The 10654-nt window shown below is 69.2% G+C and carries 12 protein-coding genes; 4 read left to right on the top strand and 8 right to left on the bottom strand.

The window, feature by feature from the left end:
- The first annotated feature begins 56 nt into the window (after positions 1-56).
- Positions 57-1214 (top strand): acyl-CoA dehydrogenase family protein, encoded by a 1158-nt coding sequence (locus tag ACFWF2_RS19120; RefSeq protein WP_379308765.1) that lies wholly within the window; start codon positions 57-59, stop codon positions 1212-1214.
- 1 nt (position 1215) lies between these two features.
- Here the strand turns inward: ACFWF2_RS19120 and hisF are convergent, their stop codons facing one another.
- The 6 genes from hisF to ACFWF2_RS19090 all read right to left on the bottom strand — a co-directional run bounded on the left by hisF (position 1216) and on the right by ACFWF2_RS19090 (position 6043).
- Complete coding sequence (gene hisF, locus ACFWF2_RS19115) at positions 1216-2031, bottom strand: imidazole glycerol phosphate synthase subunit HisF (protein WP_379308764.1); 816 nt, start codon at positions 2029-2031, stop codon at positions 1216-1218.
- Positions 2032-2036: 5 nt separating this feature from the next.
- Complete coding sequence (locus ACFWF2_RS19110; RefSeq protein WP_379308763.1) at positions 2037-2858, bottom strand: inositol monophosphatase family protein; 822 nt, start codon at positions 2856-2858, stop codon at positions 2037-2039.
- A gap of 8 nt (positions 2859-2866) precedes the next feature.
- Complete coding sequence (gene priA / locus ACFWF2_RS19105) at positions 2867-3598, bottom strand: bifunctional 1-(5-phosphoribosyl)-5-((5-phosphoribosylamino)methylideneamino)imidazole-4-carboxamide isomerase/phosphoribosylanthranilate isomerase PriA (protein ID WP_379088469.1); 732 nt, start codon at positions 3596-3598, stop codon at positions 2867-2869.
- 63 nt (positions 3599-3661) lie between these two features.
- Positions 3662-3853: a hypothetical protein gene (locus ACFWF2_RS19100; RefSeq protein WP_379308762.1), complete on the bottom strand. Its 192-nt coding sequence runs from the start codon at positions 3851-3853 to the stop codon at positions 3662-3664.
- Between the two features lie 76 nt (positions 3854-3929).
- Complete coding sequence (locus ACFWF2_RS19095) at positions 3930-5150, bottom strand: RNA-guided endonuclease InsQ/TnpB family protein (protein ID WP_379308761.1); 1221 nt, start codon at positions 5148-5150, stop codon at positions 3930-3932.
- A 290-nt stretch (positions 5151-5440) separates the two neighbouring features.
- A complete protein-coding gene (locus ACFWF2_RS19090) occupies positions 5441-6043 on the bottom strand; it encodes a maleylpyruvate isomerase family mycothiol-dependent enzyme (protein ID WP_379308760.1) in 603 nt (200 codons plus the stop codon).
- A gap of 224 nt (positions 6044-6267) precedes the next feature.
- Between ACFWF2_RS19090 and ACFWF2_RS19085 the strand changes: the two genes are divergently transcribed.
- The 3 genes from ACFWF2_RS19085 to ACFWF2_RS19075 are packed head-to-tail and all read left to right on the top strand — an operon-like array spanning position 6268 to position 9373.
- Positions 6268-7506 carry a DUF2786 domain-containing protein gene (locus tag ACFWF2_RS19085; RefSeq protein WP_379308759.1) on the top strand — a complete coding sequence of 413 codons (1239 nt, stop codon included), beginning with the start codon at positions 6268-6270 and terminating at the stop codon, positions 7504-7506.
- 52 nt (positions 7507-7558) lie between these two features.
- Positions 7559-8335 carry a helix-turn-helix domain-containing protein gene (locus ACFWF2_RS19080; RefSeq protein ID WP_379308758.1) on the top strand — a complete coding sequence of 259 codons (777 nt, stop codon included), beginning with the start codon at positions 7559-7561 and terminating at the stop codon, positions 8333-8335.
- A gap of 54 nt (positions 8336-8389) precedes the next feature.
- A complete protein-coding gene (locus ACFWF2_RS19075) occupies positions 8390-9373 on the top strand; it encodes an alpha/beta fold hydrolase (RefSeq protein WP_379308757.1) in 984 nt (327 codons plus the stop codon).
- Between the two features lie 17 nt (positions 9374-9390).
- On the opposite strand, the gene hisH is transcribed toward ACFWF2_RS19075, so the two are convergent.
- Together hisH and hisB are read right to left on the bottom strand one after the other, a co-directional pair.
- Positions 9391-10026 (bottom strand): imidazole glycerol phosphate synthase subunit HisH, encoded by a 636-nt coding sequence (hisH, locus tag ACFWF2_RS19070; protein WP_379308756.1) that lies wholly within the window; start codon positions 10024-10026, stop codon positions 9391-9393.
- A complete protein-coding gene (hisB, locus tag ACFWF2_RS19065; protein WP_189033963.1) occupies positions 10023-10637 on the bottom strand; it encodes an imidazoleglycerol-phosphate dehydratase HisB in 615 nt (204 codons plus the stop codon). The genes hisH and hisB overlap by 4 nt, the downstream gene beginning before the upstream one ends.
- Positions 10638-10654: the final 17 nt, after the last annotated feature.

Here is a 10654-nt window from a genome sequence, read left to right as displayed (position 1 = left end):
ACCCCCGCGGGGGCGGCCCGGCTCGTGGCCGTTTCCCGGCCGGTAAGGAATTCCTGATGCGCAGAACAGTTTTCGACGCCGATCACGCCGCGTTCCGGGCGACGATGCGCGCGTTCATCGAATCCGAGGTCGTACCGAGCTTCGGCAAGTGGTACGACGACGGGCTCGTGCCGCGCGAATTCTATTACCGGCTCGGCGAACTCGGCGTCTTCGGGCTCGAGGCGCCGGTCGAGTTCGGCGGGGCAGGGCGCGAGTCGTTCGGATACCGGACCGTGCTCGCCGAGGAGATCGCGCGGGCCGCTGTCTCCTTCGGTGGTTCGAGCGCCCACGTCACCCGGTGCCTGCCGCTGGTCAAGACGCTGGCCACTCCGGCGCAGCAGGCGCGGTGGATGCCCGGCATCGTCACCGGCGACATGATGTTCGCGCTGGCGGTGGCCGAGCCGGGCACCGGTGCGGAACCCGGCGAGATGCGCACCACCGCACCGCTGTCCGTCGACGGCGGCACGTATGTGGTGAACGGATCGAAGACCTACGTCACCGGTGGCGTGCACGCCGACCGGGTCATCGTGTGCGCGCGCACCGCCGCGCCCCGCCCCGACGACCCGTCCTACGGTCTGTCCCTGCTGGTCGTTGACGCGACGGCCGCGGGCTTCCGGGTCGGGCGCCAGCTCGACACGCTGGGCCGCAAGGTCAGCGGCACCGCCGAACTGACCTTCACCGATGTGCGGGTGCCCGCCGCCGACCTGCTCGGCACGCCACACCAGGGGATCACCCATCTCGCCTGGCAGCTGCCCCAGGAACGCCTCGGCATCGCCGTCGGCGCCTACGCCCAGGCCAAGGCCGCGATCCGCTTCGCGCGCAAGCACACCCAGGACCGCGTCGCGTTCACCCACCCCGTCTCGGCCTTCCAGAACACGAAGTTCGAACTCGCCGCCTGCCAGACCGAGGTCGACGCCGTCGAGGCGGTCGTCGATCGCGCGCTCGCCGCACACGACCGCGGCGAACTCGGCGCCGCCCACGCCGCCTCGGCGAAACTGTTCGCCACCGAAACCGCGGGCCGTGTCATCGACCGCTGCCTGCAATTGCACGGCGGCGCAGGCTATCTCACCGACTCCCCCATCGCCCGCCTCTACGCCGACCACCGCATCGACCGCATCCAGGGCGGCAGCAGCGACGTGCTGCGCACGATCATCGCCGCCGAAATGGGGCTGTAAGTCAGCGGACGGTGATTCCCTCGGCGCGCATCGCGGCCTTGACCTGGCCGATGGTGAGGTCGCCGAAGTGGAACACGCTGGCGGCCAGGACCGCGTCGGCGCCCGCGTGCACGGCGGGCGGGAAGTGCTCGACCGCGCCCGCGCCGCCGCTGGCGATCACCGGGACGCTCACCGCGGCGCGGACCGCGGCGATCATCGGCAGGTCGAAGCCCGTCTTGGTGCCGTCGGCGTCCATCGAGTTCAGCAGGATCTCGCCGACGCCGAGTTCGGCGCCGCGGATGGCCCATTCGACCGCGTCGATGCCGGTGCCGCGCTTGCCGCCGTGGGTCGTCACCTCCCAGCCGGACGGGGTGTCGGGCTGACCGTCGGGCACGGTGCGCGCGTCGACCGAGAGCACGATGCACTGGGCGCCGAAGCGCTGCGACATCTCGAACAGCACCTCGGGGCGGGCGATGGCGGCGGTGTTCACCGACACCTTGTCCGCGCCGGCGCGCAGCAGCCGGTCGACGTCGGAGACGGTGCGCACGCCGCCGCCGACGGTGAGCGGGATGAAGATCTGCTCGGCGGTGCGGGTCACCACGTCGAGCATGGTGCCGCGATCGCCGGTGGAGGCGGTGACGTCGAGGAAGGTCAGTTCGTCGGCGCCCTGGGCGTCGTAGGTGGCGGCCAGTTCGACCGGGTCGCCCGCGTCGCGCAGGTTCTGGAACTTGACGCCCTTGACCACCCGGCCCGCGTCGACGTCGAGGCAGGGGATCACGCGAACGGCCAAGGTACTCGGCGCCGCCGTCTCCGGCCGTTCCTCGGTGCGCGGTGTCATGGTGTTCACCCTCGTTCTTCTTCGGTGACCGTGCAGATCATGTCCAGGAGTTCTTCGTGCACCCCGGGCGCGGCGGCCAGCACCGAACCGGAGGTGATCGTCCACGGCGCGCCTGCCAGGTCGGTGACCACGCCACCCGCGGCCCGCACCAGCGCGACACCGGCCGCGTTGTCCCACGGATGGTGCCCGAACACGACCGCGCCGCCGAGCACGCCGGAGGCCGTGAAGGCCAGGTCGATGCCGGTGGCGCCGTGCATCCGCACCCGTGAGGACAGCCTGCTCAGCGCGCCGAGCAGGTCGAACCGGAACTGGCCGGGGATGCGGCCCGCCGAGTCGAGATTGAACGCGCCGAACCCGATCATCGCGTCGGCGAGCTTGCCCGGCTCCAGCGGCGGCATCGCGACGCCGTCGACGAGCAGCGGACCGCCGGCGACCGCGGAATAGCGGTGGCCGAGCAGCGGCAACCAGGTCAGGCCGATCACCGGTTCGCCCTCGTGCACCAGCGCGAGCAGCGTGCCCGACATGGGGTGGCCGGAGGAGTAGTTGAAGGTGCCGTCGATCGGGTCGAGCACCCACGCCGTGCCCGAGGTGAGCGCCGGGCCGCCGAATTCCTCGCCGTGCACCGCGATTCCGGTGCGCTGCTGCAGTTCGGCGGTGATGGTGCGTTCCAGCTCGAGGTCGAGTTCGGTGGCGAAGTCGTTGCGGCCCTTGGCGACCGCGCTCGGCGCACCGATCCCCTCGACGAAGCGCGGGACGACCCCGTCCAGTACCTGGGTGGCGACGGCCAGCAGGTCGGTCAGTTCGGCGGTGCTCGGTGCGGCGGTCATCGTGGGGGTCAGCGCACCGCGGCCAGGGCTTCGGGCAGGGTGAACCGGCCCGCGTAGAGCGCCTTGCCGATGATCGCGCCCTCCACGCCCTCCTCGGCAAGGCCCGCGATGGCGACGAGGTCGTCGAGCACCGAGATACCGCCGGAGGCGACCACCGGTGCCTCGGCGGCGTTGGCGACCTCGCTCAGCAGCTCGAGGTTGGGGCCGGTCAGCGTGCCGTCCTTGGAGACGTCGGTGACGACATAGCGCGCGCAACCGTCGCGCTCGAGGCGTTCGAGCACCTCCCACAGATCGCCGCCGTCGGTCACCCAGCCGCGACCACGCAGCCGCCATTCCCCGTCGATCTGCTTGACGTCGAGCCCGACCGCGATCCGGTCGCCGTACTCACCGAGCACCCGCGCACACCACTGCGGGTTCTCGATCGCCGCGGTACCGATGTTGACCCGCGCGCACCCGGTGGCCAGCGCCGCCTTCAGCGAGTCGTCGTCGCGGATACCGCCGGACAGCTCGACCTTGACATCGAGCTCACCGACGACCTGGGCGATCAACTCCCGATTGCTTCCCTTGCCGAACGCCGCGTCCAGGTCGACCAGATGCACCCACTCGGCACCGGCCTGCTGCCATGCCAGCGCCGCGTCCCGCGGCGACCCGTAGCTGGTTTCGCTACCGGCCTCCCCCTGCACGAGGCGCACGGCCTCACCATTGGCGACATCGACAGCGGGCAACAGCACAAGACTCACAAGGGCAGCTTAGTAGGTCCGGACTCCGGTTCCCTTCATCGGTCTGCCGAGGTGAGGCCCGTGTCACCCGGGCAGCGGAAGCCGTGTGACGTTCACCCAGGTGGGCCGCAGCGGATTGCAGAGTTCAGGTATTCCACCGCCGATCAGCTCGTCGAGGACGACGCTGCGGCCACCGACCGAGAGGGTGATGGCCTCGCCTCCCCTTCCCCGAGCCTCCAGTCCGTCGCCCCACGACAAATGGATGTCGGAGGCCACGAATTGCAGCCCGGGAAAAGCACAAGACTCACATGTTGACGTCCTCCCGCGGCTGAAGCCGGGGATTCCAACCTACCTAGACGGTAGTTGGGTGGTATCGCCTCGCGGTTTTCCCACCTGGTTCCTGCTTCGCAGACCGGGTAGCCCCGAGGTCTCCACAGGCCGACACGGCATGCCCTGCCGCGTACAGAATATTCTTGGCCGCGTTAACATCCGCGTTCCCACTGTGCCCGCAGTTAGTACACCTGAACACCGCTTGGCTCTCACGGTTTTCCGGGTCCACACTGCGGCAGCCCGAACACGTCAAAGACGTATACGCCGCCGGTACCTTCACGACCTGAGCGCCCGTGTACCGGGCGACACCGTACAGAGCCGACTCGAAGGCATACCAACCCTTGTCCAGAATGGAGCGGTTGAGCCCGGCCTTCTGCCTGACCTCGCTGCCGGGATGTTCTAGCGTTCCCTTCGCAGAGGCGGTCATGCTATGGATACGCAGATCCTCGAGCGCGACGAGGGCATGCCGTGTGGCGAGCCGGCTCGAGGTCCACGCACAGAAATCGGCCCTGCGGTCACGCTCGCGTCGCCGAATCACCCGCAGCGCGGCAAGCGTCTTCTTCCGGTTCGCGCTGACTTTGCGCTGCCGGGCCAACTGCTGCTGCAACCGCCGATACCGGACCGCCTCACCCCGGGTGCGGAACTGCCGGTCCCACAGGGTGCCGTCTGACACCGCGACCGCCACCTTGACACCACGATCCACACCAACCGCCGAAGTCCCGACATGTTGGGGCGGGGTGGTGTGGCCGTCCTCGACGAGGAACGAAACAAACCAGCGCTGTCCGTCTCGCGATACCGTGGCCGACCGCACCATCCCACCCAGACTGCGTGACCAGCGAAACCGCACCCACCCCAGCTTCGGCAACTTCGCTCGCCCCCACCGCTTACCGAGCCGCTCGACAGCAATCTGTTTTCCGGCGGGAAACCGGAACGACGGCGACCATGCCCGGCCGGACCGCCACCGCACCTGAAACGTACCGTGCTGGCGGCAGGCTCGATCCAGATCCATCAAGGTTTGCTGCAACACGTGCGACGGCGCGGTCTTCAACCAGTCATGGGTGTTCTTGGCACCGGCGAGTTGCGCAGCCTGCTCGTGGTAGTTGATCCACGAGCCGCGGCGGCGGTACTCGCGTCGCTGCTCGAGCCCGGTGTTCCACACCGACCGGCAGATCGCCCCGATCGTTTCGGCGAACTCGGCCTGCCCGTGCGTGAACTCGACCCGATACTTACGTCCGGTAAGCACGGCTCACCTCGAATCCCCGAGATCGCCCCTCCCCAAGCATTCGCCCATTCTCACTGCTGCCGCGAGGAATCCAAAATCACTGGCGATGCGGCTTGCAGCTACCTGAACAAACCTTGCGCTCGACCCGGGCGTCCTGGTGATCCAGGCCTAGTTTCGGAGGGAACACGGTGCGCAAGGCTGGGTCGATTGACATAGGTGGTCTCCGCCCCGACGTCTTGGGTGCGGGTGGTCGACGTACGCCACCGCACTCCCAATGCGTCCGGGTACTGCGGGCGGAAAGCCGGCCGAAGTCAGCCACAGCGGCGGCGGAGTTCGGGAACACCCCCGCCGGTGAGTTCGTCGAGGACGACGGTGCGGCCCACGACAGCGAGGGCGATGGCCTCGCCGGGGCCGCGGACTTCCGGGCCGTCACCCCAGGACCATTTGATATCGGTGGCCACGAACCGCAGGCCCCTGGTCCGCTTGCCCGGGGAGGCGAACGGATCCGGATAGGACAGGACCGCGATCAGGCGATCAGCGGGAATGGTGCGCGGGCGCCGCAGTGGCCGCCGGATGTCCTGCTGGTGCACCATCAGATCCGACAGCATGAGCCGCGGCGAGAATTTCGACAGCTTGCCCGATTCGTGTTCGAACTTGTGCACCAGCTGCGCGGTCGGCAAGTCCGCGAACGAGGCGGCGAGCGCGTTGTTGATCCGGTCCACCGAACCGCGGTTGCGGGCCGCGGCGGCCGCGTAGTCGAGTGGGCCGAGCGTGTCCGTCAGCAGGTGACCGACGACGTCACGCACCCGCCAGCCCGCGCACAGCGACGGTGTCTCCCACTCCTGCTCGGTGAGCCCGCGTAGCAGTTCGACCAGTTCCCGGCGTTCGTCGGCCAGCATCCCCCGATAGCTCATGTCGTCACCCTAAGCCAGCGCGGCGCGATCTGGAACCGCTTCGGCTCGGATCCCCTTGGGCGAGAAACGAAGTCGATTCGCCGGTGCCGGGCACTCCCGAACGTTGCTGATCGACCGGATGAGCACGCCGCGCCACCGGGGCCGTACGGGACAATGGACGACGCGAACAATTCGCTGCTGCCCCCGCCCGGCAGTTCCTCCGACGGACAAGGATCCCGCAGCTCGTGGCCAAGCAGAACCGTCGTCGCCGCACAGGACGGCGACCGGCGGCCGCCGTCGGACTTCCGGTCGAGGCCGCGCTGTCGGGTGATCTGGCGCAGGTCGCCGACGCGATCGCGACCGTCGCCTTCCTCGCCGCCCAGGGTGACACCACCGCGATCGAGCGCTTCGCCGAGCAGGTCGCCGGTGCGGACCTGGCTCGGGGAGTCGAGCTCGCCGGTGCCCGGATCATCGACCGGGCGTTCGAGTTCGGATGGTTGCCCGCCGACATCCATGCCGCCGCGCGCAGGCGGGTGGACGAGTTCGCGGCCGGTTATCTGACGGATCTGATGGCCGCGCACCGCGTCGACTTCGCCGCCGAAGCCGTCGACGAGATCTGGCAGTCGCAACTGGACGAGGTGGGCGCCACGGTGTGGTGGACAGCGCAGCGCTCGCACCTCGCGCAGTGGGCCGACCGCACGCTGCTCACCGCTTCCGAAGCGCTTGTCGCCGCACTGACCGCCCTCGCCCTGCTCATCCGCCTGCCGAAACTCGAACAGATCCTGCCGCTGCCCGGCACCGCGCGCAGGCACGCGCACCACCATGTCGACGAGAAGACCCTCGGCCGGGTCCGCGGGCTCCTGGCCAAAGCCGAGTCGACCTCCTTCGCCGAGGAGGCGGAAACCCTCTCGGCCAAGGCGCAGGAACTCATGACCAAATACGCGATCGACCGCGCCTTGCTCGACCACGGAACCCCCGGCCACGACCTCCCCGCCGCCCGCCGAATCTGGCTGGAAACCCCCTACACCGACGCCAAAGCCCTCCTCGTCGACATGGTCACTCGCGCCAACCGCTGCCGCGCGATCTTCCTCGCCGACTGGGGCTTCGTCACCATCGTCGGCGACGACACCGACCTCGACGCCGTCGAACTCCTGTCGACCTCGCTGCTGGTCCAAGCGACCCGCGCGATGATCGAGACCACGACCACCGAGGAATCCCGCTCCCGCCACTACCGCAAGGCCTTCCTCACCGCCTACGCCGCCCGCATCGGCGAGCGCCTCACCAAGGCCGCCGAGGCGACGATCGCCGAATCCCCCGACCCGGACCGCCTGCTCCCGGTCCTCGCTTCCCACCAGCAGCGAGTGGACAAGGCCTTCGACACCTACTTCCCCACCGTCCGCACCAGGGGCATCACGATCCGCAGCGAGCAGGGCTGGGACGCGGGCACCGAAGCCGCCGACCGCGCCCGCTTCGACAACCACTGACCCGTTGCCGGGACGGCCACCACGCTCGTAGTCTCGAACGGTGCGGCCGATCATGTCCGAACGTGAACTCGCGGGCTGGGAGGTAGCCGGACCGAGCGCACCCTCGATCGATGGGGTGGCGATGGGCGGTTTTCGCGATCGGGTCGGCACCGGGGCCGACATGCAGGTCGTCGCCCGGCCGGACGTCATCGTGGTCGTCCAGTTCGGCGAGAGCAGACTCGCCGTGGGAAATACCCTCGGGCAGAACAGCTTCGGTGGTGTGGTCGCCGGCCTGTCGCCGGGACCGCACCGTGTCGGCACACACCGATTCGAATGTCTCGAGGTGCGTTTGTCGCCGATCGCCGCCTACCGGCTGCTGGGTGGTGTACCCGGCGATCTGCGCGACACCGTGGCCGATATCGGCGACGTCTGGGGCACGGCGGCGACACTGCTCCGCGAGCAATTGGCCGAAACGGCAACGTGGGCAAACCGATTCGCTCTGACGACCGGGTTCCTCACCGACCGGGCATCGACCAGGTCAGCCGACCCCGAAGTCGCCGCCTGCTGGCATCGCGTCGTCGCGAGCAACGGTGACGTGCGGGTACGGGACCTGGCCGAGCTCACCGGGTGGAGTCGCAAACGCGTGTGGTCGAGATTCACGGCGCAGGTCGGGGTGACGCCCAAACGTGCCGCGATGGTGGTCCGGTTCAGGTCGGCGTTCGACCTGCTGGTGTCGGGCCGCTCCCCCGCCGATGTGGCGGTGGCCTGCGGATATTCGGACCAGTCACATCTGCACCGTGATGTCTTGGCCTTCGCCGGGATCACGCCGGGCGTGCTCGCGGCGCCCTGACCGCCGGAACATTCGTTCAAGACGCCGCCCGCACCCGAGCCCGACAGTAGGTGCATGAGCAAATCCCAGGGACTCGAACACCGGATCCGAGCGGCCGAACAACGGGTGGCCGACACCTACGGACTGACCACCACCGAACGCCTGGTCACCCTCCGCGACCCCTCGGTGCAGGTCCGCGTCCTGACGACAGGATCCGGTGACCCTGTCGTCCACATCAACGGCATCTCGGCACCCGTCATGGGCATGGCGCCCCTCGTCGCCCAGTTGCCCGGGTTCCTGCACATCCTCGTCGATCTGCCGGGCCACAGCCTCGCGCCCCCGTATTCCTGGCAGGGACGGACCGTCCGCGAGCTCGCGATGGGCGTGCTCACCGGAACTCTGGACGCGCTGGAGGTGGAACAGGCCGCGTTCGTCGGCAGTTCGCTGGGCGGCCTGTTCACCCTGTGGGCGACGCTGGACGCACCGGACCGGCTGACGCGAGCGGCGATCGTCGCCACCCCGGCCACCGCACTACCCGGATCCCGGGGCATCGCCGAGATGGCATCGCTGACCTCCCCGATCCGTGGCGGTCTCGACCAGCGCCTGATGCAACTACCGTCCCCTCGGTTCGTCGCCCGCTTCGCCCTCACGGAGGCGATCGGCGCCCCCGCGGCACGTGCCATGTCCGACGACCTGCTCGACCTGCACCGCCTGCCACTGCGCCTGCCCGGCCAAGCCGCGTCGTACCGCGCCCTGCTGTGCCGACTCATGCGCGGCCGCACCCCGCGTCCCGAAAATGTCCTGACCGACGACGAACTGGCACGGATCGACACCCCGGTGCTGTTCGTCTGGGGCGAGCACGACGTGTTCAGCTCACCCGGTCAGGCACGACCATCGGTGACGAGGATTCCCGGCGCGCGTCTCGTCGTCGTCCCCGGTGGCCACGCCCCATGGTTCGACGACGCTGCCCGCTGCGCAGCACCGATCGCGGGCTTCCTGGCAGGCGAACCGCTCAGGCCCGCGACCGCGGAAGAAAGCCACCGCACAGGGAGCCGCTGAGCAGAGCAGCGTCCGAGCTACAGCGACCCGATCCAGTTGCGCAGCAGCTGAGCACCCGCGTCACCGGACTTCTCCGGGTGGAACTGGGTGGCCGAGAGGACACCGTTCTCGACGGCGGCGAGGAAGGGAACGCCGTGCTCGGCCCAGGTGAGCTTCGGGGGCGCGATGTGCTCGTTCTCGGGGAGTTCCCACTGCTGGGCGGCGTAGGAGTGGACGAAGTAGAAGCGGGTGTCGGCGTCGAGGCCGGCGAACAGGGTGCTGTCGGCGGGGGCCTTGACCGTGTTCCAGCCCATGTGTGGGAGGACGGGGGCGTCGAGACGGGCGACGGTGCCCGGCCACTCGCCGCAGCCTTCGGTTTCCACGTCGAACTCGACGCCACGGTCGAACAGGATCTGCATGCCGACGCAGATGCCGAGGACCGGTCGGCCACCGGCGAGGCGCTGGCCGATGATCCGCTCACCACGCACCTCACGCAGCCCCGCCATGCACGCCGCGTACGCGCCGACACCGGGGACGACCAGCCCGTCGGCGGCGAGCGCGGCCTGCGGGTCGGCGGTGACCTCCACCTGCGCACCGGCCCGCACCAGCGCGCGCTCGGCGGAGTGCAGATTGCCGGAGCCGTAATCCAGCAGGACGACGGATGTCGAACTCACAGCACACCTTTCGTCGACGGAACGCCGCTCACCCGCGGGTCGATCTCGACGGCCGCGCGCAGAGCCCGCGCCACCGCCTTGAATTCGGCCTCGGTGATGTGGTGCTGGTCGCGGCCGTAGAGCACCCGCACGTGCAGCGCGATCCTGGCGTTCTGCGCGATCGACTCGAACACGTGCTTGTTGAGCACGGTCGAGTACGAGGCGCCGGGGCCCGCGCTCGGAATGATGGTGTGCACCAGGTGTTCCGGCTCACCGGTGAACACGCAGTACGGCCTGCCGGACACGTCGACGGCGGCGTGCGCGAGGGTCTCGTCCATCGGGATGAACGCGTCGCCGAAGCGGCGGATGCCCTTCTTGTCGCCCAGCGCCTTGCCCAGCGCCTGACCGAACACGATCGCGGTGTCCTCGACCGTGTGGTGTGCCTCGATCTCGATGTCGCCCTCGGCCCGCACGACCAGGTCGAACCCGGCGTGCGCGCCCAGCGCGGTCAGCATGTGGTCGTAGAACGGGACACCGGTGGAGATCTCGGTCTGCCCGGTCCCGTCGAGGTTCAGCTCGACCAGGATGCTGGATTCCTTGGTGACGCGCTCCACCCGCGCTGTTCTGCTCATATCGGTTGCCTCCAGCG

Source organism: Nocardia sp. NPDC060259 (assembly GCF_042728775.1).
In the GTDB taxonomy this organism is placed as follows: domain Bacteria; phylum Actinomycetota; class Actinomycetes; order Mycobacteriales; family Mycobacteriaceae; genus Nocardia.
The sequence above is the reverse complement of the archived record's forward strand: the minus strand, read 5'-3'. Positions and strand labels throughout refer to the sequence as shown.

Excerpts from the sequence above, each read along its gene's own strand:
- ACFWF2_RS19090 (WP_379308760.1), bottom strand. The coding sequence starts at position 6,043 with ATGAGCTATCGGGGGATGCTGGCCGACGAACGCCGGGAACTGGTCGAA.
- ACFWF2_RS19080 (WP_379308758.1), top strand. The coding sequence starts at position 7,559 with ATGTCCGAACGTGAACTCGCGGGCTGGGAGGTAGCCGGACCGAGCGCA.
- ACFWF2_RS19120 (WP_379308765.1), top strand. The coding sequence starts at position 57 with ATGCGCAGAACAGTTTTCGACGCCGATCACGCCGCGTTCCGGGCGACG.
- hisF (WP_379308764.1), bottom strand. The coding sequence starts at position 2,031 with ATGACACCGCGCACCGAGGAACGGCCGGAGACGGCGGCGCCGAGTACC.
- ACFWF2_RS19075 (WP_379308757.1), top strand. The coding sequence starts at position 8,390 with ATGAGCAAATCCCAGGGACTCGAACACCGGATCCGAGCGGCCGAACAA.
- ACFWF2_RS19110 (WP_379308763.1), bottom strand. The coding sequence starts at position 2,858 with ATGACCGCCGCACCGAGCACCGCCGAACTGACCGACCTGCTGGCCGTC.
- hisB (WP_189033963.1), bottom strand. The coding sequence starts at position 10,637 with ATGAGCAGAACAGCGCGGGTGGAGCGCGTCACCAAGGAATCCAGCATC.